At 72.0% G+C, this 25,806-nt stretch carries 25 protein-coding genes; 13 read left to right on the forward strand and 12 right to left on the reverse strand.

The features are described 5' to 3' along the window. Nucleotides 1-6 precede the first annotated feature (6 nt). The 3 genes from ACFVJX_RS25925 to ACFVJX_RS25935 are packed head-to-tail and all read left to right on the forward strand — an operon-like array spanning nt 7 to nt 3,246. Entirely contained in the window at nt 7-1,284 is a 1,278-nt protein-coding gene (locus tag ACFVJX_RS25925; RefSeq protein WP_384134854.1) for an amidohydrolase family protein, read from the forward strand. After that, nucleotides 1,281-2,507: an amidohydrolase family protein gene (locus ACFVJX_RS25930; RefSeq protein ID WP_384134857.1), complete on the forward strand. Its 1,227-nt coding sequence runs from the start codon at nt 1,281-1,283 to the stop codon at nt 2,505-2,507. The genes ACFVJX_RS25925 and ACFVJX_RS25930 overlap by 4 nt, the downstream gene beginning before the upstream one ends. A gap of 25 nt (nt 2,508-2,532) precedes the next feature. Then, nucleotides 2,533-3,246: a VIT family protein gene (locus ACFVJX_RS25935; RefSeq protein WP_384134860.1), complete on the forward strand. Its 714-nt coding sequence runs from the start codon at nt 2,533-2,535 to the stop codon at nt 3,244-3,246. 73 nt (nt 3,247-3,319) lie between these two features. Here the strand turns inward: ACFVJX_RS25935 and ACFVJX_RS25940 are convergent, their stop codons facing one another. From ACFVJX_RS25940 to ACFVJX_RS25975, 8 genes are all read right to left on the reverse strand, one after another. Beyond that, the gene (locus ACFVJX_RS25940; protein WP_384134863.1) at nt 3,320-4,141 is read right to left on the reverse strand and encodes a DUF1684 domain-containing protein; all 822 of its coding nucleotides are present in this window, start codon (nt 4,139-4,141) and stop codon (nt 3,320-3,322) included. Between the two features lie 57 nt (nt 4,142-4,198). Continuing rightward, nucleotides 4,199-4,828 (reverse strand): GNAT family N-acetyltransferase, encoded by a 630-nt coding sequence (locus ACFVJX_RS25945; RefSeq protein ID WP_384134866.1) that lies wholly within the window; start codon nt 4,826-4,828, stop codon nt 4,199-4,201. Next, nucleotides 4,825-5,865 carry a PLP-dependent cysteine synthase family protein gene (locus tag ACFVJX_RS25950; RefSeq protein ID WP_384134868.1) on the reverse strand — a complete coding sequence of 347 codons (1,041 nt, stop codon included), beginning with the start codon at nt 5,863-5,865 and terminating at the stop codon, nt 4,825-4,827. The genes ACFVJX_RS25945 and ACFVJX_RS25950 overlap by 4 nt, the downstream gene beginning before the upstream one ends. After that, nucleotides 5,844-7,601: a dipeptide ABC transporter ATP-binding protein gene (locus tag ACFVJX_RS25955; RefSeq protein ID WP_384134871.1), complete on the reverse strand. Its 1,758-nt coding sequence runs from the start codon at nt 7,599-7,601 to the stop codon at nt 5,844-5,846. The genes ACFVJX_RS25950 and ACFVJX_RS25955 overlap by 22 nt, the downstream gene beginning before the upstream one ends. After that, on the reverse strand, nt 7,598-8,521 hold the full coding sequence (locus tag ACFVJX_RS25960; RefSeq protein ID WP_384134874.1) for an ABC transporter permease: 924 nt from the start codon (nt 8,519-8,521) through the stop codon (nt 7,598-7,600). Before ACFVJX_RS25960 ends, ACFVJX_RS25955 begins: the two co-directional genes overlap by 4 nt. Further along, nucleotides 8,518-9,468, reverse strand: a complete 951-nt coding sequence (locus tag ACFVJX_RS25965; protein ID WP_384134877.1) for an ABC transporter permease — start codon at nt 9,466-9,468, stop codon at nt 8,518-8,520. Before ACFVJX_RS25965 ends, ACFVJX_RS25960 begins: the two co-directional genes overlap by 4 nt. Further along, on the reverse strand, nt 9,465-11,081 hold the full coding sequence (locus ACFVJX_RS25970) for an ABC transporter substrate-binding protein (RefSeq protein WP_384134879.1): 1,617 nt from the start codon (nt 11,079-11,081) through the stop codon (nt 9,465-9,467). Before ACFVJX_RS25970 ends, ACFVJX_RS25965 begins: the two co-directional genes overlap by 4 nt. A gap of 115 nt (nt 11,082-11,196) precedes the next feature. Continuing rightward, nucleotides 11,197-11,364, reverse strand: a complete 168-nt coding sequence (locus ACFVJX_RS25975; protein WP_384134882.1) for a putative leader peptide — start codon at nt 11,362-11,364, stop codon at nt 11,197-11,199. Nucleotides 11,365-11,553: 189 nt separating this feature from the next. On the opposite strand from ACFVJX_RS25975, the gene ACFVJX_RS25980 reads away from it, so the two are divergent. The 7 genes from ACFVJX_RS25980 to ACFVJX_RS26010 all read left to right on the forward strand — a co-directional run bounded on the left by ACFVJX_RS25980 (nt 11,554) and on the right by ACFVJX_RS26010 (nt 18,464). Further along, nucleotides 11,554-11,694, forward strand: coding sequence for a putative leader peptide (locus tag ACFVJX_RS25980; protein ID WP_384134885.1), 141 nt, complete (start codon nt 11,554-11,556; stop codon nt 11,692-11,694). Between the two features lie 92 nt (nt 11,695-11,786). Further along, complete coding sequence (locus tag ACFVJX_RS25985) at nt 11,787-13,202, forward strand: MFS transporter (RefSeq protein ID WP_384134888.1); 1,416 nt, start codon at nt 11,787-11,789, stop codon at nt 13,200-13,202. Next, nucleotides 13,199-14,311 (forward strand): LLM class flavin-dependent oxidoreductase, encoded by a 1,113-nt coding sequence (locus tag ACFVJX_RS25990; protein ID WP_384134891.1) that lies wholly within the window; start codon nt 13,199-13,201, stop codon nt 14,309-14,311. Before ACFVJX_RS25985 ends, ACFVJX_RS25990 begins: the two co-directional genes overlap by 4 nt. 10 nt (nt 14,312-14,321) lie before the next feature. Continuing rightward, on the forward strand, nt 14,322-15,677 hold the full coding sequence (locus tag ACFVJX_RS25995; RefSeq protein WP_384134894.1) for an NtaA/DmoA family FMN-dependent monooxygenase: 1,356 nt from the start codon (nt 14,322-14,324) through the stop codon (nt 15,675-15,677). 148 nt (nt 15,678-15,825) lie between these two features. Continuing rightward, a complete protein-coding gene (locus ACFVJX_RS26000; protein WP_384134897.1) occupies nt 15,826-16,713 on the forward strand; it encodes a sterol desaturase family protein in 888 nt (295 codons plus the stop codon). Continuing rightward, complete coding sequence (locus ACFVJX_RS26005) at nt 16,710-17,399, forward strand: lysoplasmalogenase (RefSeq protein WP_384134900.1); 690 nt, start codon at nt 16,710-16,712, stop codon at nt 17,397-17,399. Before ACFVJX_RS26000 ends, ACFVJX_RS26005 begins: the two co-directional genes overlap by 4 nt. Before the next feature lie 21 nt (nt 17,400-17,420). After that, complete coding sequence (locus ACFVJX_RS26010) at nt 17,421-18,464, forward strand: zinc-dependent alcohol dehydrogenase family protein (RefSeq protein ID WP_384134903.1); 1,044 nt, start codon at nt 17,421-17,423, stop codon at nt 18,462-18,464. On the opposite strand, the gene ACFVJX_RS26015 is transcribed toward ACFVJX_RS26010, so the two are convergent. Both ACFVJX_RS26015 and ACFVJX_RS26020 read right to left on the reverse strand, forming a co-directional pair. Beyond that, complete coding sequence (locus tag ACFVJX_RS26015; protein WP_384134906.1) at nt 18,454-19,872, reverse strand: CoA transferase; 1,419 nt, start codon at nt 19,870-19,872, stop codon at nt 18,454-18,456. The two genes, ACFVJX_RS26010 and ACFVJX_RS26015, sit on opposite strands and share 11 nt — an antisense overlap. Nucleotides 19,873-19,970: 98 nt before the next feature. After that, complete coding sequence (locus ACFVJX_RS26020) at nt 19,971-21,506, reverse strand: S8 family serine peptidase (RefSeq protein ID WP_384134908.1); 1,536 nt, start codon at nt 21,504-21,506, stop codon at nt 19,971-19,973. 290 nt (nt 21,507-21,796) lie between these two features. Here ACFVJX_RS26020 and ACFVJX_RS26025 point away from each other — a divergent pair, with 290 nt between their 5' ends. The 3 genes from ACFVJX_RS26025 (at nt 21,797) to moaA (ending at nt 24,975) form a co-directional block, all read left to right on the forward strand. Then, nucleotides 21,797-22,162, forward strand: coding sequence for a DUF485 domain-containing protein (locus ACFVJX_RS26025; protein ID WP_384134911.1), 366 nt, complete (start codon nt 21,797-21,799; stop codon nt 22,160-22,162). Further along, nucleotides 22,159-23,796 carry a cation acetate symporter gene (locus tag ACFVJX_RS26030; RefSeq protein WP_384134914.1) on the forward strand — a complete coding sequence of 546 codons (1,638 nt, stop codon included), beginning with the start codon at nt 22,159-22,161 and terminating at the stop codon, nt 23,794-23,796. Before ACFVJX_RS26025 ends, ACFVJX_RS26030 begins: the two co-directional genes overlap by 4 nt. A gap of 189 nt (nt 23,797-23,985) precedes the next feature. Then, entirely contained in the window at nt 23,986-24,975 is a 990-nt protein-coding gene (gene moaA / locus ACFVJX_RS26035) for a GTP 3',8-cyclase MoaA (protein ID WP_384134917.1), read from the forward strand. Nucleotides 24,976-24,981: 6 nt separating this feature from the next. On the opposite strand, the gene ACFVJX_RS26040 is transcribed toward moaA, so the two are convergent. Together ACFVJX_RS26040 and ACFVJX_RS26045 are read right to left on the reverse strand one after the other, a co-directional pair. After that, the gene (locus ACFVJX_RS26040) at nt 24,982-25,227 is read right to left on the reverse strand and encodes a hypothetical protein (RefSeq protein WP_384134920.1); all 246 of its coding nucleotides are present in this window, start codon (nt 25,225-25,227) and stop codon (nt 24,982-24,984) included. Between the two features lie 246 nt (nt 25,228-25,473). Continuing rightward, a partial coding sequence (locus tag ACFVJX_RS26045) for a DUF3099 domain-containing protein (protein ID WP_385745853.1) occupies nt 25,474-25,806 on the reverse strand: 333 nt, incomplete at its 5' end.

Raw genomic sequence — 25,806 nt, forward strand, 5'->3', positions numbered from 1 at the left:
TGGGCGATGACCGACGACCCGTACCTGATCATCTCCTCCGACTGCCACGCCGGACTGCCCACCGAGGAGTACCGGCCCTACCTCGACAGCCGCTTCCACCGCGACTTCGACGACTTCCTCGCCGGCCGCGACCGCCGCCGCGAGGAGATGACCCGCCTCGGGGTCCGCAACGAGGCCTTCGCCGACAAGTGGTTCCTGGACAACGAGGAAGGTCTCAGGGGTGGTTGGGACGCCACCCAGCGGCTCAAGGAACTCGACGGCGACGGAGTGGCCGCCGAGGTCGTCTTCCCCGACGCGGACGCCGTCGACAGCCGCACCGCCGCCCCCTTCGGCGTCGGCCTCGGTCTCTCCGGCGACCAGGACCCGGAACTGGGCATGGCCGGTGCGCAGGCCCACAACCGCTGGCTCGCCGAATTCGTCTCCCAGCACCCCGAACGCCACTGCGGGGTCGCCCTGCTGCCCGTCACCGGTGAGACCGGCCGGGTCGTCGCCGAGATCCACCGGGCGAAGGAGTCCGGCCTCGGCGCCCTGATGATCCCCTCCATGTGGGTGGACAAGGCCCCGTACCACGACCGCCGTTACGACCCCGTCTGGGCGGCAGCCGCCGAGACCGGGATGCCGATCGTCACCCACTCCGGGGCGGCCCCGCGCCACGAGTACGGAGACCACCTCGGGATCTACGTCTCCGAGGTCACCTGGTGGCCCTCGCGCCCGCTCTGGTTCCTCCTCTGGTCGGGCGCCTTCGAACGCCATCCCGGGCTGAGGTTCGGCGTCGCCGAGTCCGGCTGCTGGTGGCTGCCGAACCTCCTGTGGTTCATGGACCGGCTCTACCTCGGCGCCCACGGCGGGAAGAAACTCTCCCCGTTCGCCGAACTGAGGCGCCCACCGCACGAGTACCTCGACCGCCAGGTGTTCGTCTGCGCCACCAACACCAAACGCCGCGAGCTAGCCCAGCGGTACGAGATCGGCGTCGACAACATCCTCTGGGGCAGCGACTTCCCGCACCCCGAGGGCACCTGGCCGAACACCGCGAACTGGCTGCGCGACACCTTCCACGACATCCCCGTCACCGAGACCCGCCGGATGCTGGGACTGGCCGCCGCCGAGGTCTTCGGTTTCGACACGGACAGGCTCGCCCCGCTGGCGGCGCGCATCGGCCCCACCCCCGCCGACCTCGGCCAGAGCGCCGACCAGGCAGCCGTCGAAGCCTCCTGGGCCCGCTCGCGCGAGGTCGGCCGCCACTGGCTGACCGACCACGACTTCCCGGTCCTGGGGGCGTCATGACGGACCGCTACACAGTCATCTCCGCCGACTGCCACGCAGGCGCCGACCTCCTCGACTACAGGCCCTACCTGGAGGCGGAGCACCACGACGACTTCGACGCCTGGGCGGCCACCTACGTCAACCCGTACGAGGACCTGGTCGCCGACACCGCCGACCGCAACTGGAACTCGGACCGCCGCCTCGCCGACCTGGAGGCGGACGGCATCGTCGCCGAGGTCGTCTTCCCCAACACCATCCCGCCCTTCTTCCCCTCCGCCTCGCTGATGGCCCCCGCGCCCTCCCGGGCGGAGTACGAACAGCGCTGGGCCGGGCTGCGCGCCCACAACCGCTGGCTCGCCGACTTCTGCGCGGCCGCCCCCGGCCGTCGGGCGGGCGTCGCGCAGATCCTCCTCAACGACCCGGCCGACGCGGTCCGCGAGGTCCGCCGCACCAAGGAGGCCGGACTCACCGGCGGCATCCTGCTGCCCGGCGCCCCACCCGGCTCCGGTGTACCCGAACTGCACTCCCCGGCGTACGACCCGCTCTGGGCGGTCTGCGCGGAGCTGGACGTACCGGTCAACCACCACGGCGGTTCCGCATCACCGCCGTTGGGCGACGAACCCGCGGCCCGCGCCGTCTTCATGGTGGAGACCACCTGGTTCTCGCACCGGGCGCTGTGGCACCTGATCTTCGGCGGGGCGTTCCGCCGCCACCCCGGGCTGAAGCTGGTCCTCACCGAACAGGGCTCCGGCTGGATCCCGGGCGTCGTGGAGATGCTCGACTACTACCACGGCCGCCTGGTCGCGGCGGCCTCCCGGGCGGCCACCGCCGAGTCCAGGTTCGGCGCGGGCCTCGCGGACTCGATGGGCGCCCGCCCCAGCGAGGTCTGGCGCGACAACTGCTTCGTCGGCGCGAGCTTCATGCGCCCGCACGAAGTGCCGCTGCGCGACCGGATCGGCCTCGACAAGATCATGTGGGGCAGCGACTACCCGCACGACGAGGGCACCGCCCCGTACTCGCGCGAGGCACTGCGGATCGCGTACGCCGGACTGCCGCCGGCCGAGATCGCCGCCATGACCGGGGGCAACGCCGCCCGCGTCTACGGATTCGACCTGCCTGCACTGGACCGCGTCGCGGCGGAGGTGGGCCCGACGGTGGACGAGATCGCCGAGCCCCTGAAGGAGGCCCCACCGGACGCCACCAGTCCGGCCTTCGCGCCGGGCGGGTCGGTACGCGTCTGGTGACCGCGGGGGATGAGACCATCCCCGGATGACGGATACCCCGGCGCACGACGAACCGCACGACACCGGTCTGGGCGCCCGGCTCAACTGGCTGCGCGCCGCGGTCCTCGGCGCCAATGACGGCGTGGTCTCCACGGCGGGCCTCGTCGTCGGCGTCGCCGGGGCCACCGACGACCGCGGAACGCTCCTCACGGCCGGCCTGGCCGGGCTGCTGGCCGGGTCCATGTCGATGGCCGCGGGCGAGTACGTATCGGTCTCCACCCAGCGCGATTCGGAGAAGGCCGCGCTGGCGATGGAGAAACGGGAGCTCCAGGAGACCCCGGAGGCGGAACTCGCCGAGCTCACCGGGCTGCTGGAGGGCAAGGGCCTGAGCCGCGAGGTCGCCCGCGAGGCCGCGGTCCAGCTCACCGAACGCGACGCGCTGCGCGCCCACGCGGAGGTCGAGCTCGGCATCGACCCGGACGACCTGACCAACCCCTGGCACGCGGCGGGCGCCAGCTTCCTGGCGTTCACGGCCGGCGCGCTGCTGCCCCTGCTGGCGATCGTGCTGCCCCCGTCGTCGCTGCGGCTTCCGGTGACCGTCCTGTCGGTGCTCGCCGCGCTGGCCGTGACGGGCTGGTGGAGCGCCCGGCTGGGCGACGCGGCGGTGGGCCCGGCGGTGCTGCGGAACATGGGCGGGGGAGCGGTGGCGATGGCGGTGACGTACGCGGCCGGGGAGCTGCTGGGGGCGGCGGGGGTGTAGGAGCAGGGGGCAGGGCGTACGTCCCGGGCCCGGCTCGACCCGGTGGCCGGGACGGGCCGGGCAGCCGTACTGCTCAGGGCTTTCCGCCGCGCTCCAGGGGGATCCTCTCGCCCGTCTCGACAGCGACGGGCAGCCGGTTCTCCGCCGGCGGCAGCGGGCACGTCGCCAGGTCCGTGTAGGCGCAGGGCAGATTCGCGGCACGGTTGAAGTCGAGCGTCACCACACCCTCGGCGTCGGGGGGCGCGATCTGGAGGGAGCGGTTCGCCGCGTAGGTGGTCACCCCCGAGGTCTCGTCGGTGAACAGCACCGTCAGGCTTCCGGCGGCCCTGCCGTTGAACACCGTGAGCCGGTGCACCGTGCCCGCCAGCTCGAACTCGACCTGGCCGGGGGAGTCGTAGACGTGCTCAAGGCCCTCGACCGCCGCGCCGACGGTCACCGCGCGCGGTGCGTCGAACGGAACGAAGCGGCCGGCGCGCACCCAGCGGGGGGACGGGGCGTACGCGGGGGTCCGGGTGAACGCGGTACGCAGCGGGTTGCCGGGGTGACGGGGACGCAGGATGTCGTGTCCGCCGCGCTTGGCGACCTCGATCACCGCGTCGCCGGAGCCGGGGTACAGGCTCTCCCGCTCGCCGATGACACCGAAGTCGTACCGGCCGCTCACCGTCGCGCCGTCGACCGTGAGTTCCTCGCCGTCCGCAAGCTCGACCACCACCCCCTCGGGCGTGCTCGACCAGGCCCCCGGGGCGTCCTCGAAGCGGGTCGGTCCGGAGCTCAGCCAGTGCAGGCTCGTGATGGCGAGGAACCCGTGCGGTCCGGCGAGCACCTCCTCGTGCGCGCGGTGCCACCGCTCCCAGTCCTTGACGAAATCCACCTGGCCGGCTTCCTGGACGGTCATGCTCGCTCCTGCGTGTGGTGTGGTGAGCCGGACCGGCCGCTCGCCGGCCCGGAGGTGTCAGAGGTCCTTGCCGTAGCAGACGCTGAACGGGTCGGTGTCGTAGGGCGGGTAGCAGGGGATACGGCGCCAGCCCTGCCGTTCGTAGAGCCCCATGGCCTCCGGCTGCAGCTTTCCGGTCTGCAGGGAGAGCCGGGTCGCGCCGAGCGCGCGGGCACTGGACTCCACCGCTTCGAGCGCGGCCCTGGCCAGACCGCGACCGCGGTGCTCCTCGTGCACGTAGACGCGCTTGACCTCGTAGCGGCCCCCGCCGTCCGGCTGGGTGAGCAGCCTCAGGGAGGCGGTCGCCAGGGGCCTTCCGCCCTCGTACGCGAGCCAGGTGACGGCGATCTCCCCGGCGGTCGGCGGTCCCGGCCGCCGGCCCGCGCGCTGGGCGTCGAAGGGCGCGTAACGAGGCCGCAGTTCGACGTCCATCCGGTCGCGCAGGGCCAGTGCGTCGGGATGGTCCCAGGTGGTGGCCGCCCACCGCGGGGCGCCGCCACCGGCGGGCGCCGGCCCGGCCTCGGTGGTGAACGGCCGGCCGCCCGTACGGTCCTTCAGCGCCGCGGCGGGGGCTCCGCGCGGTCCCGGGACCCCGGAGGGGCCGCCCGGCGGCAGGACGTGCGTGTCCGACGGCCGGTCCGCGTTCACCGGGCACCGTCCGGGATCCGGCCGCCAGCGGGGAGCGCCGGGCCGGCGGCCACTTCGTCGTCCAGCAGACCGAGCCCGCGGAGCCAGTCGTCGTCGAAGACCTTGGAGAGGTAGTTGCGGCCGGAATCCGGCAGCAGCACCACCATCAGGTCGTCCGGGCCCAGTTCGGCCGCCACCCGCAGGGCGGCGGCGACCGCGGTGCCCGCGGACCCGCCGACCAGCAGCCCCTCCTCCCGGGCCAGCTGCCGGGCGGTCAGCAGGGAGTCGCGGTCGCTGATCCGCTCGAACCGGTCCACCACCGCCGGGTGGTAGGACTGCGGCCAGGTGTCGTCCACCGTCTCGGGGTGGCGGAACCGGCCGATGCTCTCCACGTCGTACGGGCTTCCGTCACCGCCGGAGTAGAGCGAGGCCTCCGGGTCGGCTCCGACGACCGTCACCCGGCCGCCGCTCACCTCCCTGAGGTACTCGCCGGTCCCGGTGATGGTGCCGCCGGTGCCGATCCCGGACACCAGGTGAGTGATGAGCCCGTCGGTCTGCCGCCAGATCTCCGGCCCCGTGGTGCGGTAGTGGGCCCGGGGATTGGCGGGGTTGTCGTACTGGTTCGCGAGCCAGCCGCCCGGCGTCTCCGCGGCCACGCGGTCGGCCACGGAGTGCACATGACCGGGGTGCTCGCGGGGCACGTCGCCGGCGCAGACGATGACCTCGGCACCGTAGGCGCGCAGCACGGCGATCTTCTCCGCGCTGCTCTTCTCCGGGATCGCGAAGACGCAGCGGTAGCCGCGCTGCGCGGCGACCATGGCCAGGCCCACCCCCGTGTTGCCCGAGGTGGCCTCGACGATGGTGCCGCCCGGCAGCAACTGCCCTGCCTCCTCGGCGGCTTCCACCATCGACAGGGCGATGCGGTCCTTCACGCTGCCGCCCGGATTGACGTACTCCAGCTTTACGTAGACGGGTGCGGGGATCGCGCCGGTGACCCGGTTCAGCCGCACCAGCGGTGTGTTGCCGACCACGTCGGTCAGGGATGCGTTGACGTCCAATGCAGTGCTCCTTGCGTCGGGGCCGCGCCCGGGGCACCCGGGGTCCAGGGGGCGGCGGTCGCCTGCCGCCTGCCGGGGATCGCGGCGAGCAGCTCCTTCGTGTACGGATCGGCCGGCGCCGCGAAGATGTCGTCCGTGGTGCCCGTCTCGACCAGACGTCCGTGCCGCATCACACCCACCCGGTCGGCGATCTGGCGCACCACGGCCAGGTCGTGGGAGATGAAGAGGTAGCTCAGGCCCAGGTCACGCTGGAGATCCACGAGCAGCTCCAGTATCTGGGACTGCGCGGACACATCCAGCGCCGACACCGGCTCGTCGCACACGACCAGATCGGGTTCCAGCGCGAGCGCCCGCGCGATGGCCACCCGCTGCCGCTGCCCGCCGGACAGTTCGGACGGCCTGCGACGCAGCACCGAGACCGGCAGCGACACCCGTTCCAGTAGCTCGGACGCCCGTCGCGACCGCTCCCCGCGGCTGCCGACGCCGAACGCCCGCAGCGGCTCGGCGATCACCTCCGCGACGGACTGGCGCGGGTCCAGCGACGCGTACGGGCTCTGGTACACGATCTGCATCCGCCGCCGCAGCCTGCGCAGTGCGCCGCCGCGCAGCCGGGTGATGTCCTGCCCGTCGAAGGTGACGCCGCCCTCCGACGGATCCGCCAGCCGCACCACGAGCCGCGCCGTGGTGGACTTGCCGGAACCCGACTCCCCGACCAGCGCGAACGTCTCACCGCGGCCGATACCGAAACTGACCCCGTCGACGGCCCGCAGGGCCCGTGCCCCGCCCGGTCCCGCCCCGGCGGGCAGCGGGAACGTCTTCACGAGGTCACGTACGACGACGAGGTCCTGGGCCGTGTCGGCGCTGCGCGGGCCGGCCGGCGCCCGGCCCGCCGGGACGCCGGACGGTCCGGAGGCATCCCGGCGCCGGGTCACCAGCCGGCCGCCCGCCAGACTCGGTGCGGCGGCCAGCAGTTGCCGCGTATAGGCATGCCGCGGGGCGTTCAGCACCTGCTCCGTGGAACCCGTCTCCACGACCTCGCCCCCGGCCATGACCACGATCCGCCGCGCCCGGTCCGCCGCGACCCCGAGGTCGTGGGTGATCAGCAGGACGGCTGTGCCCGACTCCCGGGTGAGGCTTCCGATGTGGTCCAGGATCTGCCGCTGCACGGTGACGTCCAGGGCGCTGGTCGGCTCGTCGGCGATCACCAGCCGGGGCCGGGCGGCCACCGCTATGGCGATGAGCACCCGCTGCCGCATCCCGCCGGAGAGCTCGTGAGGATACTGCCGGGCCCGCACCTCCGGCTCGGGCAGACCGGCCTGCCCGAGGATCTCCACGGCCTGCGCCGCCGCGGTGTCCCGGTCGGCGAGCCCATGGATCAGGAGCACCTCGGCGACCTGCGCCCCGACGCGCTGCACGGGGTTGAGCGACACCATCGGGTCCTGCGGGATCAGCCCGATGTCCCGGCCGCGCCGGGCCCGGAGTTCCCTGTCCTTCACCAGGGCGAGATCGACACCGCCGAAGAGCACCTGACCGGCGTCCAGCGCGCCACCGGACGGCAGCAGCCCGATGACCGAGTGCGCCGTGGTGCTCTTGCCTGAGCCGGACTCGCCGACCACCGCGACGACTTCGCCCGCCCCGACGGTCAGATCCACCCCGCGCACGGCCGGCACGATGCCCGACCGGGTGCGGTAGGACACCCGCAACCCGCGTATGTCGAGCAGTGGTTCGTCGCTCATCGTGTCTCCCTGCCTTCCCCGTCGAGCGCACGGGAGATCCGGTTGGCGGCCAGTACGGTGGCCGCGATGGTCAGACCGGGCAGGGTGGTCAGCCACCATGCCGTGGCCAGGTAGTCGCGGCCGCCCGAGACGAGTGAGCCCCATTCGGGCGTCGGCGGGACGGCCCCGTAGCCGAGAAAGCTGAGCGTGGACACCTGCAGGATGACGGCGCCGAAGTCGACGGCGGCGTACACCAGCACAGGGCCGGCGGAGTTCGGCAGCACATGCCGGAACAGCACCGAGAGCCGTCGGGCCCCGGCGGAGTGCGCCGCCTCCACGTACACCGCGCCACGCACCCTCAGCACCTCGGAGCGCATGACACGGGCGAAACTCGCCACGCTGGCGATACCCACCGCGACGGCGACCTTGACGGTGCCGAACCCCAGCGCGGTCACCACGGCCAGCGACAGCAGCAGGCTCGGGATGGCCAGCAGGACATCGACGACGCGCATCAGGGCGTCGTCGACACGGCCGCCCAGGTACCCGGCCAGCAGTCCCAGCAGCGATCCCACCACCAGGCCCACGGCCACCGCCACCACGGTCGCCTGGAGCGACAGCGCCGAGCCGTGCACCACCCGGGCGAACAGATCACGGCCCAGCTGGTCGGTGCCGAAGAGGTGATCCGCGCCGGGGCCCCGGAGCCTCTCCCTGGGTACCCCGGACAGCGGGTCCCGCGAGGTGAACACGCCAGGGAGGAAAGCCGATACGGTCACCAGCGCCACCAGCACGACCGACAGCACCAGCCCGGGGGAGCGCAGCAGGAACCGCGCCAGGCGCCGTGTCCGTTGCCACGCCCCCTCGCGGGCGGGGCGGTCCTGCGGCGTCCGGCGCCCGCCCCGTGCCGTACCGGTCAGCGCCTCGGCGGTCGCGAGCTCGGTCATGGTGCCACCGCCCCGGCCGTCGTGATCCGCGGATCGAGCAGCGGGTAGACGAGGTCGACCGCCAGATTCGCCAGCACGAACACCAGCGCCCCGAACACCACCAGACCCTGGACCACCGGAATGTCCTGGGCGCTCACCGCCGTGGCGGTGATCCGCCCCACCCCGGTCCGGGAGAACACCGTCTCCACGACCACCGAGCCCGCCAGCAGATTGCCGGTCAGTATCCCCAGCACCGTCAGCGAGGGAATGGACGCGTTGCGGGTGGCGTGCCGCAGGTGCACGCGTGCCCGGCTCGCGCCCTTGGCCAGCGCCGTCTCCACGTAGGGCTCGGCGAGGGTGGTCCGCAGGCTCTTGGCGAAGACCTGGGCGATGACCGCGCCGGTGGGCAGGGACAGGGTGATCACCGGCAGGACCAGGCCGGCGAAGCCCTCGTTGCCGATGGCGGGCAGCAGCCCCCACCGGAACGAGAAGAGCTGCACCAGCACCAGGCCGACCAGGAACGTCGGCGCGGAGACACCGAGCGCGGGCAGCGACAGCAGTACCTGCCGCAGCCAGCGCCACCGGGTGTACGTACCCAGCAGCGCCACGCCCGCGCCCAGGACGAGCGCCAGCACAAGGGCCGCCGAGGTGAGCTCCAGGGTGGGCGGCAGGTTCGAGGCGATCAGGTGCCCGACCTGGTCGCCGCTCTGCACCGAGGTGCCGAAGTCCCCCTGCACCGCGTGCCAGAGCTGTGTGCCGTACTGCTCGACGACCGGCTTGTCGAGCCCGTACGACCTCCTCAGCTCGGCGAGCTGCTCCGGGTCGATGTCGTTGGTCTCGCCGCCGCCTGCCGCCATGATCGACACCGGGTCGCCCGGCAGCAGGTACAGCACCGCGAAGGACAGGGTGAACGCCGCCCAGAGCACGAACACCGACTGCGCCAGCCGTCGCGCCAGGTACTTCCTCATGACAGCCACGTGTCGTGGAACTGCAGCCTGGACGAGGCCTCGAAGTCCAGGTCGTGGACCTTCTTCGACAGGCCCAGGACGGTGGTCAGTTCGAACGCCGGGATCGAATAGGCCTTGTCCAGCACGATCTTCTGGGCCTGTGCCACGTACGCCGCCCGACGCTTCGGGTCGCTCGCGGAGGCCTGCTTGTCCAGGACGCCGTCCAGCTCGCTGTCGGAGAGATGGCCGAAGTTGAGCAGCCGCCCGGAGAAGCCCGTACGCAGGATGTCGGGGTCCACCCGTGTCGAGTTGCCCCAGGAGAAGTCGTAGTCGCCCTTCTGCCGGAGCGAGACGAAGTCCCCGATGGTGGTGGACTGGAGGGTGATGTCGATGCCGACCTTCTTCAGCTGCTGCTGGATCAGCTCCAGGGCGGTCTGGTTGGGGCCGAAGTTGGACGCCCACACGACCTTGAGGGCGAGCTTCTTCCCGTTCTTCGTACGGATGCCGTCCGAGCCGGTCCGCCACCCCGCCTCGTCGAGCAGCTTCCCGGCTCCCGCGGCGTCATGGCCGAGCGCGTCGCCCAGGTCGGTGTAGTCGGCCGTGGTGCTCGCCAGCGCGCTCGTGGCAGGTTCGTAGCTGCCGCTCAGTACCGTGTCGACGATCTCCTGCCGGTCGACGGCCTTCTGGATCGCCTGCCGGACCCTGACGTCCTTGGTGATGGGCCGCGCCACGTTCGCCGAGAGCGCGAACGGCAGCCCCGGGTTGGCCCGGCTCCGCACCGCGAGACCGGCGCTCTCCAGCCCGGCCTCGTCCTGCGGCGCCACTCCGCCGACCGCGTCGACCTGGCCGGACTGCAGGCTGCCGGTGCGTACCCCGGACTCGGGGATCACCTTGAAGGACAGCTGCTCCAGATAGGCGGGCCCCTTGTGGCTCCACAGGGACGAGCCCCAGGCGTATCCCGGGCGCCGGCGCTCCTCCACGGACTTGTTCGGTGTGTAGTCGACGAGCGTGAACGGTCCGGAACCGACCAGGTTGTCCGTGCACCGCTTGCCGGCCGGCAGCTTCACCGTCGACTCGGCGAGCAACCCGAGCGTGAAGGTCGACGTCGCTTGCAGGAACTGCGCGTTGGGAGTGGAGAAGCGGACCTCGGCGGTGTGCTCGTCGATGACGGTGGTGCTGCGGTAGCCGCCCAGATAGCTGCTGCCGAGTACCGCCTTGGCTCCCAGCCCGACGATGCCGTCGAAGTTGCTCTTCACCGAGGCGGCGTCGACCGGGGTGCCGTCGCTGAAGGTGGCCCCCTCGCGGAGGTGGAAGGTGAACGTCTTCGCGTCCTTGCTCACCTCCCAGGACTTCGCCAGCCAGGGCACGATCTTCCCCGTCTTCGGGTCCTGGTCGGTGAGTGAGTCCACCAGCTGGCGGGCCGGGTAGATCGCGTCGTTGTTGCCTGCCTGCTGCGGGTCGACGCAGATCGGGTCGGATGCCAGGGCGAAGGTCAGCCGGCCCCCCGAGTGCGGTGTCGAGCCGCCCGCGTCGTCCGCGGACGACGAGGAGCAGGCAGTGGCCGAGAGCGACAGGGCGGTGACGGCGGCGAGTGAGGCCAGGGCGGTGCGGCGCTGGGGACGTGGTCCGGACATCAGCGTTTTCTCCAGGGAAAAGGGGGAGATACCCGGCACGGCGAGTGACCTGCCCGGACAGGGGCGCGGGCAGGTACACGAGGGCCGTGAGCGGGCCGGTCAGGCGGTAATGACGTCAGGCCTGACAGATGGCGCTGGAGACGCGGTGCAGATCGATGTGCCGACGGGCCGAGAGGCGGGTCCGGAAGAATCCCGCGCAGCGCGTACCAGCAGCCCGGCTCGGAGGCGTGGCCCCGGCGTCAGTCGGCTGGAACGGCATGGGAGGCGCGGTCCTTTCGCACATGTGGCATCGTCCGCCAGGGACGGTGCCACGCAACGTATCAGCTCGAACACCGGTATGAGAAGGAAGCGTTGGCGGGCCCTCGGGACGCCATTGTTGAACCGTGACCGAACGGCTAACGTGAAGAGATCACACGTATCAGCGGGCTCCCGTCGAGCCGCTGACCGACCCGACGGCTGTGAGGTGACCGGCATGCTGACACGATCCGCCCGCGAGTGCGAGGACCGCGTGCCGCCCCACGCCGGGGTCGTCGGGCTGCTGGTCGCCCGGCGTCATGTCGACCTCCTCCGGGTGAGCAGCGCGCTGTGTCCGAGGACGTCTCCGCGCCGCTGAGCGCGTACGCACTGCTCGCCCCGGTCAGCGCCGCCGTCTGAGCGCGCCCCGCGAAGGCCCGCGTGTGCCGCGCGCCCTCCCTCCCTTCTGCCGTGCCGACGTCCTTCGCGAGCCCGTGCCGGGCCATCGCGGCGTCCGGCGCGCCCGCACACCTGACCGAGAGGACCACGGTGCCCAAGAGCACCGCACGACCGGGCGTGTTCGCCGCGCTGCGGGTGCGTGACTACCGGATCTACTGGAGCACGGGCCTGATCTCCAACACCGGTACCGCGATGCAGGGGGTGGCGCTGGACTGGTTCGTGCTGAACCTGACGCACAGCGGGACCGCCGTCGGCTGGGCGGCGGGGCTGCAGTTCGCCCCGGTCCTGGCGTTCGGCCTGTGGGGAGGGGTGCTGGCCGACCGGTACGACCGGCGCGCCCTGCTCCTGTGGGCACAGTCCCTGTACGCGCTGCAGGCGCTCCTCCTGACGGTCACCGTGCTGTCCGGGAACGCGCCGCTGTGGCTGATCTACCTGTTGTCGTTCGGACTGGGCTGTGTGTTCACGGTGGAGAACCCCGCCCGGCTCTCTTTCGTGACGGAGCTGGTCGGGAGACCGCTGATCACCAACGCGGCGGGGCTGAACATCCTGTCCCTGAACGCGGCCCGGCTCATCGGCCCCGCGATCGCCGGAGTGCTGATCGCCCTGATCGGCACGGGCGGGGTCTTCGCGGTGAACTCCGTCTCCTTCCTGGTGGTCCTCGCCGGCCTGCTGACCATCCGCCCCCAGCCGAGGCCGGCCGCCACGGAGCGGCCCCCATGGGTGGGAGGGGGTGCGGCCGGGCTGCGCTACGTCGCGTCGCGGCCCGAACTGATCGCGGTCTTCGCCGTCTTCGGCCTCGTCTCCACCTTCGCGCTCAACTTCTCCACGACCCTCACGCTGTTCGCCGGCCGGGTCTTCGACGTCGGCTCGCGCGGTCTCGGGTTCATGTCGACCGCCCTGTCCGTCGGCACGATCGCCGGAACGCTCGTGGCCACGCGTCGCGCCTCGCCCCGGGTGCGCACGGTGGTCACCGGCGCGGTGCTGTTCGGGCTGTGTGAGGTGCTGGCCGCCTCGATGCCGACGTACGTCACCTTCCTCGCCCTGCTGCTGCCGGCCGGATTCATGCTGATGACCCTCAACACGGCCGTCAGCGCCTTCGTCCAGTCGGAGGTCAGCGACGCGATGCGCGGGCGGGTGATGGCCGTCTACACCGTGATCTCGATGGGCGGAGCACCGATCGGCGGTCCGGTGATCGGCTGGGTGTCCCAGCACGCCGGGGTGCGCTGGGGGATGGCGTCGGGCGCCGCGGCAGCCGTCCTCGCCGCACTCACGGTGGCGCTGTGGCTGTCCCGGCAGCGGACCGGCGCCCGGCCGCCCCTGCCCGACCCGGCCGCTCCCCGCCCTGCCGCCCCGGCCCGCACCCCCGCTCCAACGCCTGCCAACTCGTACGCCCCCGACTCCACTTCGACCGGAGGTACCACCCCATGACTGACCGCGAATCCGGGTTCGCCGGACTGCGTCTGGCCCTGGAAGCAGACGGCGACGGCGCCCACCCCGCCGCCTGGCGCCATTCCGGGCGTCCACCGGGTGCCGTCCTCGGCCCCCGCGCGCTGCGCGAGGTGGTGGCGGCCGCCGAGGACGCGGGCTTCGGCCTGGTCACCTTCGCCGACTCACCGCTGCCGCCCGGTACGGGCCATGCTGCGGCAGGACGGCTGGAGGCCGGGACCCGTGCCTCGTACGCCGCGCCCCTGACCGACCGGATCGGCCTCGCGCCCACCCTGCACGTCGCCACCACGGAACCGTTCCACCTCGCCACCCAGCTGGCGAGTCTGGACCACGCCTCGCACGGCAGGGCCGGCTGGGTGGTCGGTGCAGCGGCGGGCCGGGACGACCTCGCCACCGTCGGGGGAGCGGCACTCTCCGCCGCCGCGCTCGCCCGTGAGACCGCCGACGTCATCGATACCGCCCGCGCCCTGTGGGACTCGTGGGAGGACGACGCGGTCATCAAGGACCTGGCGAGCGGCCGGTTCCTGGACTCGGATCGGGTGCACCACATCGACTTCGAAGGCGCGTCCTTCACCGTCAAGGGGCCCCTGATCACACCGCGTCCGCCGCAGGGACAGATCGTCGTCCTGGCCCCTGACGCGCTGGGCGCCGACGCACGCGCCGATGTGGTCCTGGTCGGCCGGCCGGATCTCGCCGCGGTCGCGGCCCGAGCGGCCACGGCGAGGGAAGCGGGTGCGCCGCTGGTCTTCGCCGAGGTGGAGGTGGTCCTCGACGCGGCGGTCCCGGCCACGGACCGGCTCGCCGAGCTGGACGCCGCCGCCGGCCGGCCGGAGTCCGGACGGCTGCGCCACGCCGGCTCCGCCGAGTCACTGCTGGACCTGCTGCGTGAGCTGGCCGATTCGGTCGACGGGGTCAGGCTGCATCCGGCCGTGCTCGCCGTCGACCTGCCGGTTCTGGCGGAGCGGGTGCTGCCGACGGTGACCGGGGCGGCGCCGGGGCGTGTTCCCCGGGCCGGTACCACGCTGCGCGAAACGCTGGGCCTCGCCCGTCCCGTCAACCGATACGCCGCCGCCGCGGCCACGAACGCCTGAGATGAGTGCCATGACCGAACGCAATCCCCGACCCCGGCTCCACCTCGGCGTGTTCTTCACCGGCGTCGGCTCCCAGCTGATCTGGACAGATCCGGGAGCCCCCTCGCACACGGAGTTCGAGACGTTCGTCGACATCGCACGGGCCCTGGAACGCGGCCTGTTCGACGCGTTCTTCCTCGGCGAGGGCCTGCGGGTACGCGAGAACCGTGGCAAGGTCTTCGACCTCGACGTGGCGGGCCGGCCCGACGCGATCACGCAGCTCTCCGCGCTCGCCGCCGTGACCGAGCGGATCGGCCTGGTGGCCACCCAGAACACCACGTACAACTATCCGGCCGACCTGGCCCGCAGGCTGGCCAGCCTGGACCTGCTCTCCGATGGCCGGGCCGGCTGGAACATCGTCACCACCGACAACGCCTGGACCGGGGCGAACTTCCGGCACGGAGGGTGGCTGGAGCACGAACGCCGTTACGAGCGCGCGGGACAGTTCGTCGAGGCCGCCAAGGAGCTGTGGGCGTCCTGGGCGCCGGACGCCGTCGCGGCCGACGGCGGCGAGGCGAGCTGGGCACGGCCCGGCTCGATCGGCCCGGTGGAGCGGGACGGCGACCTCGTGGCCCTGCGCGCGAAGGCCACCGTGCCGGGCAGCCGGCAGGGCCGGCCGGTGCTGTTCCAGGCCGGGGACTCGGACGGCGGCCGCGAACTCGCCGCCCGCCATGCCGATGTGGTCTTCTCCGCCAACACCGAATACGGCAAGGCCGTTGCCTACGCGGCCGATCTGCGCGACCGGCTGGCCCGCCACGGCCGTACCCCGGACTCGCTGCGGATCCTGCCGGGAGCGAGCGTCGTACTCGGCGACACCGCGGCCGAAGCGAAGGAGAAGGCACGCTGGGTGCGCGGCGAACAGGTCAACGGGGTGCGGGCCATCGCCTTCCTCGAGCAGTACTGGGGCACCGACCTGTCCGCCTACGACCCCGACGGCCCGCTCCCCGACATCGAGCCGAGCGAGGGCGAACTCGACCCCTCACGCGGCACGATCTCCATCGACCGCCGCACCGGCAAGTCGGCCCAGATCCGCAAGTGGCGGGAGCTCGCGGCCGAACGCGGCCTGTCCATACGCGAGCTGGTGCTCGAAGTGTCCCCGGGGCACCCGTCGTTCGTCGGTACCCCTGGGGCCGTCGCCGACGAGTGGACCCGCTATGTGGAGACCCGTGCCGTCGACGGATTCAACCTCCTGCCGCACCTGCTTCCGGCCTCCGTCACGGACATCGTCGACAAGCTCGTCCCGGAACTCCAGGAACGCGGCGTCTACCGCACCGAATACCGGGGCACCACCCTGCGTGAACACCTGGACCTGCCCCCGTTGGGCTGACGGCCGGGCGGGCACGGACGGAGCGCGGTGAGGGGCCGTACGGCGATCGCGCTGTCAGAAGTCACCAAAGATTGCTGACAGCGCGTCTCGCATACTTGTTGGTAACAACGTCTGGTGCCGGGTCGCCCCGCCGCTCTACGGTGCTGCCATGCCGCCGAACCTGCCCGATGTAGTGCTCTGGTCCATACCGGCCTTCGTCCTGCTCACCGTCCTGGAAATGGCGCTCCACCACTTCCACCCCGACGAGGAGGCCGCCGGCTACGAGGCGAAGGACGCCGCCACCAGCATCACCATGGGGCTGGGCAGTCTGGTCTTCGACCTGCTGTGGAAGGTGCCCATCGTCGCGGTCTACACGGCGGTGTACGAGCTGACCCCGCTGCGCGTGCCCGTCCTGTGGTGGACGGTCCCGCTGATGCTGCTCGGACAGGACTTCTTCTACTACTGGTCCCACCGCGGCCACCACGTCATCCGGATCCTCTGGGCCTGCCACGTGGTCCACCACTCCAGCCGGAAGTTCAACCTCTCCACCGCGCTGCGCCAGCCGTGGACCTCGCTGACCGTCTGGCCGTTCTACCTCCCGCTGATCGCCTGCGGAGTCCACCCGGCCGCGCTCGCCTTCTGCTCGTCGGCCAACCTCGTCTACCAGTTCTGGGTGCACACCGAACGCGTCGACAAGCTGCCCCGGCCCTTCGAGTACGTGCTGAACACGCCCTCCCACCACCGCGTCCACCACGCCTCCCAGGGCGGCTACCTCGACCGGAACTTCGGCGGCATCCTGATCCTCTGGGACCGGTGGTTCGGCTCCTTCACCGCGGAGACGGAGCGGCCGGTGTTCGGGCTCACCAAGAACATCGACACGTTCAACCCGCTGCGCGTCGCCACCCACGAGTACGCCGCCATCGCCCGCGACGTCCGTGCGGCCGGCAGCTGGAGCGAGCGGGCCGGACGGGTCTTTTGCGGACCGGGCTGGCAGCCGGCCGGCGCGGGCCCCGCGAGGGCGCCAGCGGCCACCCCTGCACCCGAACGCACCGGATGAGCGCCGGCCCGTCCACGGACCGGCGGGAGCGTTGCGCACGCCCCCTGCTCATCGCCTTCCTGGTCGCCTGCGCCGTCGACCTCGTCGCGGTCCTCGCCGGCGGCACCGGCGCGCACCTGGTGGCCAAACCCCTGCTGATGCCCCTGCTGGCCGGGTACGCCGTCGCCCGGCGCGGGCCCCGGCCGCTGGTCGCCGCGCTGCTCCTCGGCTGGGCCGGCGATGTGTTCCTGCTGGCCGACGCCGACACCGCCTTCCTCATCGGCATGGGCTGCTTCGCGGCCGGGCACCTCTGCTACCTGCGGCTCTTCGGCCGGGCCCGCGGCGCCCTGCTGCCGGGCCTCCTGTACGCGGCCGTCCTGGCCGTCTTCGTCACCCTGATCTGGGGCGGGCTGCCGGCCGGACTGCGGATCCCGCTGGCCGGCTACAGCGTGCTGCTCACCGCCATGGCGTACCGCTCCGGCGTCCTCGGCCGGTGCGCCGCCGCCGGAGGTGCGCTCTTCCTGCTCTCCGACGGGCTGATCGCCACCGGCATCGCGGACTGGCCGCAGCTGCCCGCACCCGACTTCTGGATCATGCTCACCTATGTGGCGGCGCAGCTCCTGCTGACCCTGGGAGCGCTCGCACCGGGTACGCCATGCGCCGGCGCCGGCCCCGGGGCGTACCGTGAGCGGAGTATCAGCATCTGAGATCAGCAAGGACCCCCACGCATGCGCGCCACCGTCATCCACGCCCCCCACGACATCCGCGTGGAGGAGGTGCCGGACCCCGTCATCCAGCAGCCCACCGATGCGGTGCTGAGGGTCCTGCGGGCCTGCATCTGCGGCAGCGACCTGTGGGCATACCGCGGCGAGTCCGCCCGGCAGCCCGGCCAGCGCATCGGTCACGAGTTCCTCGGGATCGTCGAGGAGGCGGGCTCCGAGGTCGACGGCTTCGCCGTCGGCGACCTCGTCGTCGCGCCCTTCGTCTGGTCCGACGGCACCTGCGCCCACTGCACCGAGGGCCTGACCACCTCCTGCCCGCGGGGCGGGTTCTGGGGCTCGGTCGGCTCCGACGGCGGACAGGGCGAAGCCGTACGGGTCCCGTTCGCCGACGGCACACTGGTCAAGCTGCCGGCCGCCGCAGCCTCCGACGACCACCTGCTCACCGCGCTGCTGGCCCTGTCCGACGTCCTCGGCACCGGCCACCACGCGGCCCTCGGCGCCGGTGTGAAGCCCGGTTCCACGGTCGCCGTCGTCGGTGACGGCGCCGTCGGCCTGTGCGGTGTCATGGCCGCCAAGCGGCTCGGCGCCGAACGGATCATCGCGCTCGGCCGCCACCAGGTGCGCACCGACATCGCCCGCGCCTTCGGCGCCACGGACGTCGTCGCCGAACGCGGCGAGGCCGCCGTCGCCGCCGTGCGGGAACTGCTCGGCGGCGACGGCGCCCACGCGGTGATCGAGGCCGTCGGCACCGAGCAGTCCATGCGCACCGCCGTGGAGATCACCCGCGACGGCGGTTCGATCGGCTACGTCGGTGTACCGCACGGCAGCGGCACCGGACTGGACCTCGGTGTCATGTTCGACCGGAACATCGCCCTGCGCGGCGGGGTCGCCCCCGTCCGCACGTACATCCCGGAACTGCTCCCGGACGTCCTGTCCGGCACCATCGACCCGTCGCCGGTCTTCGACCTGGCCATCGGCCTCGACGAGGTCCCGGCCGGCTACAAGGCCATGGACGAGCGCACGGCCCTGAAGGTCCTCATCAAGCCGTGAGCCAGGCGGCCGTGTCCGCCCCCAGAGGCCCTGGCGGACGCGGCCAGTCGGCGGGTGACCCGTCGAAGGAGACCGGCGACCGTGCGTGGCGCAGCCGACCCAGCGGGCCGTCGGTCTGCGTGAGCCACTCCTCCGGGTCGTGGGGCCCGGTCTCCATGCGGTCCGGTGGGGCGGGGATCTCGTCGGTCAGCCAGGCGGCGGTGCGGGCCAGCGAGAGGCTGACCAGCCGGGAGCCGCCCTCGTCGTGCTGCTCGGTCAGTGCCCGCAGCACGGCCGCGGCCAGCAGATAGCCCGTGCCGTGGTCCAGCGCCTGGGCGGGCAGCGCACCCGGCGGGCCGTCCTGGTCACCCGGTGCGGTCTCCGTCGCCGCGATGCCGGTGGCGACCTGCACCAGACTGTCGAAGCCGCGCCGCCGGGCCCACGGACCGTGCCCCCAGGCCGACAGCAGCCCGATCACCAGACCCGGCCTGCGCGCGGCCAGGGACTCCGGCGTCAGCCCGAACCGGTCCAGCGCCCCGGGCCGGTAACCGGTGACGACGACGTCCGCCCCCGCCAGCAGCTCCTCGAAGGCGGCGCGGCCGCTGGGGCTCGCCAGGTCGAGGGTCGCCGACCGCTTCCCGAACCCGGTGTCACCGTGTGCGTCCGGGCTCTCCGGGAGCTGCGGGGCGTCGATCCGCAGCACGTCGGCACCGAGCAGCGCGAGCGTGCGGGTGCCGACCGGGCCCGCGATGACCCGGGTCAGATCCAGGACGCGCAGCCCGGCGGCGGGCCGCAGCGGCGCGCCGGTGAGTGCGGCCGTCCGCCGGGCCGGGGCGGCGCCGATCAGTTCCCGCTCCACCAGCGGTACGCCGGAGAGTGCGAGGCGGCGCGGGTCGGCGGCCCACTCCCCGGGTGTCCTGGCGGCGACGGCCAGCCCGCCCGCGGCGTACACCGTCCGCTCGATCTCGGCGGCCCGCCGCCCCTCGAACGACGCGGCCACCGCGGCCACGGCCGGGTCGTCGGCGGTGTCCGCGGACAGCCCGAGCGTGCTGAGCAACCGGGCCCGGTGGTGCGGGTAGTTGGCGTGCGTACGCACCCAGCCGTCACGGGTGCGCCAGAACCGGGACAGCGGGGCGAACGTCGTCGGGGTGCGGCCGTCGATGCGCAGATGGCGCTCGCTGACGAAGGCGGTGGCCACCGCACCGTCGTGGACCCGGACGCGTGGCACGGGTCCGCCGCGGCGCCGGGCCGTCAGCTCGGCCGCGGCCAGCGAGCAGACCGTGACGGCGGAGCGGGCCAGCTCCATCACGGGCAGCCGGGCGGGCAGCAGCCCCGCAGGTCCTGCGGTCCCGACACGGTCGAGGAGCGCGGGGTCACCGCCGAGAGCGGCCCAGGCCTGCTCGGCGCCGGAGACGGGAGGACGATTCATTCCCGCACTATGGCACCGAGTGCCATCCGCGGGACAGGAGCGGTTCCCGGCCCGTCCGGTACGGGGGCCGGAGTGCACCGGCCCCCGTACCGGACCCCTTACCAGCGGACCGCGTCCAGGGCGTCCACCACACCGGCCCCGTAGAAGCCGTTGCGCTTCTTGCCGCCTTCGCAGACCGCGTCCACGGTGCCGTCACCGTCGATGTCGTACGGCGCTCCGCATGCGGTGGCGTCGGCCTCCGCCAGCAGCAGCGCCTTCACCGCGGCCGCCGAGGCGTGCGGATGCCTCGACTTGATCAGGGCCACCACACCCGCCACATGCGGGGAGGCCATCGACGTGCCGGCCATGTAGCCGTACTCGCCGCCCGGCAGCGTGGACAGGATCAGGCCGTTCGTCGCGGGCAGCTCGGGGGGCTGGTACGCCGTCGAGTCGCCGCCCGGGGCAGCCACGTCGATGACGCCGTTCCCGTAGTTGGAGTACGAGGCCTTCAGCCCCTTCGCGCCCGTCGCCGACACCGTCACGACCCCCGGCAGCATCGTCGGGATGTCGAAGCAGTTCTTCGGATCGATCGTCCGGGTGACCGGGTCGGTGTCGTTCGGGCTGGTCACGTCGTCGATCGAGTCGACCGCCAGATCCTCGGCCGCGTTGCCCGAAGCGGCGACGTTGACCGTGCCCCTGCTCTCCGCGTACCGGGTGGCCCGCGCGACCGCCTCGACCAGTGCCCCCTGGTCCGGGTCGTCCTTGCAGTTGAACAGCCACGGGTCGGTGTAATAGCTGTTGTTGGTGACGTCGGCCCCGTGGTCCGCCGCCCACACGAAGCCGCAGACGACGGCCTCGGTGTAGAAGAAGCCGTCCGGGTTCCCCACCTTGATACCGGCGACCTTCACGCCCGGCGCGACGCCCGTCACCCCGACGCCGTTCTTCGCGGCGGCCACGGTGCCCGCCACATGGGTGCCGTGCGGGCTCTCACCGGAGTTCGGACGCCAGGACCCCGCCGTGGTGTCGGGCGCACCCGTCACACAGTTCGCGGAGGCGTTCCGGTCGAAGTTCGGGGCGAGGTCCGGATGCGTGTCGTCCACGCCCGTGTCGATGACCGCGACCGTGACCTGCCGGCTGCCCAGCGACTTCTTGTGCGCCTTGTCCGCCTTGATGGCGGGCAGATCCCACTGCAGCGGCTCCATCGGGTCCTGGTCCGCCGTCGCCAGAGCCGCGGCGCTCCGCTCCTGCTCCGCGGTGAGGGGCACCTCGACCCCGATGTCCTTGGTGGCCGTCGGGACGATGGGGTTGGTCCGGGTGGCGCCCGCCGAGTCCACGCCCCTGACCCGGCGCACGGACTGCGCGAAGTCCGGATTCTTCGAGTGGACGACGAGGACACCGATCCGGTCGTAGGCGATCACCACCGTGCCGCCGGCCCGCTCCACCGCCCTGCGCACCTGCTTGACGGTGCTTCGGCCGCCCCGCGTGTTCACCACGTACGACAGGTTGGGGCCGTCCGCCGGTGCCGCCGCCGCGGGCCGGGCGTCCACCGGCGACGCGGTCGCGGAGCCCGCCGGCAGGAAGCCGAGCGAGACGGTGAGGGCCAGCCCGACGGGCAGCGACAGTGCGCGCGTCCGTCCGGATCTCAGATGAGCCATGGGGTCTCCACTTCATCCGTGTCAGTCGACCGGACACGGGCGCGTCCAGTCGCGTACATGACGAGTGAAGCTATCGCCGATCATCCCGGCTCATCAACGCGTTCACGGGAACCCGTCTCTGCCCGGACGTCCGAAGGAGTGACAGGGAGAACACCGAAACTGCGGTGAACCGCTTCGCCGCGCGCCGCGTGCCGTTGTCAGGGGAGGCGCACCATCACCCCCCGATATCGAGGTCCGCAGTGAAATCCACCGTCCCCACCACCACCGCACCCGCGTCGCGAGGAGATTCCGTGGCTACCGATGCACCGCCGCCCGAGGGCAGTACGGACACAGGGCCGGCCCAGCCCACGACCGAGGCCTTCATCGCGGAGCAGGAGAGCGCGGAATTCGGCGAACTACGCCGCTCGTACCGCTCGTTCGCCTTCCCCCTGACCATCGCCTTCGTCCTCTGGTACCTGCTGTACGTGCTGCTGTCCAACTACGCGGGCGGCTTCATGGGCACCAAGGTGTTCAGCAACTTCAACGTGGCCTTCGTCTTCGGCCTCGCCCAGTTCCTCACCACCTTCCTCATCGCCTGGTTCTACTCGCGGCACGCCAACGCGAAGCTCGACCCGAAGGCAGAGGCCATCAAGTCCCGTATGGAGGCCGACGCATGAGCGCCGCGTACCACTCCCACACCGCCGTGCTCGCCGCCTCGTCCACCACCGAGCACCGGCCGCTGATCATCACGCTCTTCGCCGTCTTCGTGGCCGCGACCCTCGGCATCACCGTCTGGGCCGGCCGGCAGACCAAGAGCGCCTCCGACTTCTACGCCGGCGGACGGCAGTTCACCGCCTTCCAGAACGGACTCGCGGTCTCCGGCGACTACATGTCGGCCGCATCCTTCCTCGGCATCGCCGGAGCCATCGCCCTCTTCGGATACGACGGCTTCCTCTACTCGATCGGCTTCCTCGTCGCCTGGCTGGTGGCCCTGCTGCTGGTGGCCGAACCGCTGCGCAACTCCGGCCGCTACACCATGGGCGACGTCCTCGCCTACCGGATGCGCCAGCGCCCGGTGCGCACCGCCGCGGGCGTCTCCACCATCATCGTGTCGATCTTCTACCTGCTGGCACAGATGGCAGGAGCGGGAGTTCTGGTCTCACTGCTCCTCGGCATCACCAGCGACGCCGGAAAGATCCTCATCGTTGCGCTGGTCGGTGTACTGATGATCGTCTACGTCACCATCGGCGGCATGAAGGGCACCACCTGGGTGCAGATGGTCAAGGCCGTGCTCCTCATCGCGGGCGCCATCCTGATGACCTTCATGGTCCTGTGGAAGTTCAACTTCAACGTCTCCGACCTGCTCGGCACCGCCGCCGAGAAGAGCGGCCACGGCGCGTCGTTCCTGGAGCCCGGACTCAAGTACGGCGCCACCGGCACGTCGAAGCTGGACTTCCTCTCCCTCGGCATCGCCCTGGTGCTGGGCACCGCCGGACTGCCGCACATCCTGATCCGCTTCTACACGGTGCCGACCGCCAAGGCGGCCCGTAAGTCCGTCAACTGGGCCATCGGCATCATCGGCGCCTTCTACCTGATGACGATCGCGCTCGGATTCGGCGCCGCGGCCCTCATCGGCCCGAAGGAGATCATCGCGAAGAACCCGGCGGGCAACGCGGCGGCGCCACAGCTCGCCGAGTACCTCGGCGGGGTCGGCTCCACCGGCGGCGCCATCATGCTCGCCGTCATCTCCGCCGTCGCCTTCGCCACCATCCTCGCCGTCGTCGCAGGGCTCACCCTCGCCTCCTCGTCCTCCTTCGCCCACGACATCTACGCCAACGTCATCCGCAAGGGGAAGGCCAGCGAGAAGGAGGAGATGCGGGCCGCGCGCTGGGCCACCGTCTTCATCGGCGCGGCAGCGATCCTGCTGGGCGCCTTCGCCCGCGACATGAACGTCGCCGGTCTGGTGGCGCTCGCCTTCGCCGTCGCCGCCTCGGCCAACCTGCCGACGCTCCTCTACAGCCTCTTCTGGAAGCGCTTCACCACCCAGGGCGCGCTGTGGTCGATCTACGGCGGTCTGGCCAGCTCGGTGATCCTGGTGCTGTTCTCGCCGGTCGTCTCCGGAAACGCGAAGACCTCGATGTTCAAGGGCGTCGACTTCGCCTGGTTCCCGCTGGAGAACCCCGGCCTGATCTCGATCCCGCTGGGCTTCCTGCTCGGCTGGATCGGCTCCCTCCTGTCGAAGGAGGAGCCGGACAAGGGCAAGTACGCCGAGCTGGAGGTCAAGTCCCTCACCGGCATCGGCGCCCACTGAGAACAGCGGCCTCACTCCCCGGAGTCGGCCACTCGTACCGCAGCCCCACCACGGCCGCGTCGTAGAGACCTACGACGCGGCCGTGGTGTACCTCGTGCCAAACGGGCCCCGTGGATGTCACACGTCTCGCGTAGTCTCGGAAGAGTCAGCAACCGCAACCGGAAATTCAGCCGGAGGAGGGGGCCCACCGTGCTCATCGACACCTACGACCGGGTCGCCACCGACCTGCGGGTCTCGCTCACGGACCGGTGCAATCTGCGCTGTACGTACTGCATGCCCGAGGAGGGCCTCCAGTGGCTGGCCAAGCCGGACCTGCTGAGTGACGAGGAGATCGTCCGCCTCGTCCGCATCGCCGTCACCCAGCTGGGCATCACCGAGGTCCGCTTCACCGGGGGAGAGCCGCTGCTGCGCCCCGGGCTCGTCTCCGTCGTCGAACAGTGCGCGGCCCTGGAGCCCCGCCCGAGGATGTCGCTCACGACCAACGGCATAGGGCTCCAGCGGACCGCCGCCGCGCTGAAGGCCGCGGGCCTGGACCGGGTCAACGTCTCGCTGGACACCCTGCGACCCGACGTGTTCAAGACCCTCACCCGCCGAGACCGGCACCACGACGTCCTGGCCGGACTCGAAGCGGCCAGGGACGCCGGGCTCACCCCGGTCAAGGTCAACACCGTCCTCATGCCGGGACTCAACGACGACGAGGCCCCCGACCTGCTCGCCTGGGCCGTGGACAACGCCTACGAGCTCCGCTTCATCGAGCAGATGCCGCTCGACGCCCAGCACGGCTGGAAGCGCGACGGGATGATCACGGCCGGTGACATCCTCGAATCGCTGCGTACCCGCTTCGAGCTGACCCCGGAGGGGGAGGACGAGCGCGGCTCCGCCCCCGCCGAACGCTGGGTGGTCGACGGCGGCCCCCACCGGGTCGGCGTCATCGCCTCCGTCACCCGGCCGTTCTGCCGGTCCTGCGACCGCACCCGGCTCACCGCCGACGGCCAGGTGCGCACCTGCCTGTTCGCCCGCGAGGAGACCGACCTGCGCGGCGCACTGCGCTCGGACGCGCCGGACACGGAGATCGCCCGGATATGGCGGCTCGCGATGTGGGGCAAGAAGGCCGGATCCGGTCTGGACGACCCGTCCTTCCTCCAGCCCGACCGCCCGATGTCGGCGATCGGCGGGTAGCGCGCCTCAGGGCCTGTCCGGCGACTCCCACTCCGCCAGCGTCACCACGTCCTTCAGGAAGCCCCGCACATCCAGGAACGAGGAGAGGTGCTCCCGGTGCTCGTCACAGGCCAGCCAGGTCTTGCGGCGCTCGGGGGTGTGCAGCTTCGGGTTGTTCCAGGCAAGCACCCACACGGCGTCGGCCCGGCAGCCCTTGGCGGAGCAGACGGGGGCTTCGGCAGCGTTCTCGGCCGCGGATTCAGGGGAGTTCACGGACTCAACCCTAAGTCAGCCGCACCGGCGGCCGACTGACGCATCCCCTGCCGGAGAAAAGGCGACGCCGAGCAGCCACGGGGGGAGCTGCCCGGCGTCGGTCCGTCGCTCCGACGGGGGATGCGGAGCGCTTTTGAAGTATGTCACGCAGACCGGGGTGCGGTGCACTGGAACTACATGATTGATCTGAGCTTTTCTTGAGCTTGGGAGCGTCGCGATCCGGCCGTACGGGCCCGGCGGTTCGGCTCAGCCGTGCCCCTGCGGACCGGGGGAGCGGAAGGCCTGGTCGGCCTGCGGGCCCGGGTCCGGAGGGCTCCCCGCCGGTGCGGAACCGAGCGCCGGCCGCGTCGGGGCGGAGACGAACGTCGACGGCAGCGAAGGGGTGTTCTCCCGGCCCGCGTTGGCGATGACGACGGCGATGTAGGGAAGCAGCACACCCAGCGCGAGCCCCACGATCGCCACATAGCGTTCCACGTTCCACAGGGCCGCCGCGGCGACCACCGAGAGAGAGCGCACCGACAACGAGATAACAGAGCGACGCTTCCAGCAGCGCGCAACGACCCCGAGCCCCAGACGGGC

This window comes from Streptomyces sp. NPDC127177 (assembly GCF_042672475.1).
Taxonomy (GTDB): domain Bacteria; phylum Actinomycetota; class Actinomycetes; order Streptomycetales; family Streptomycetaceae; genus Streptomyces.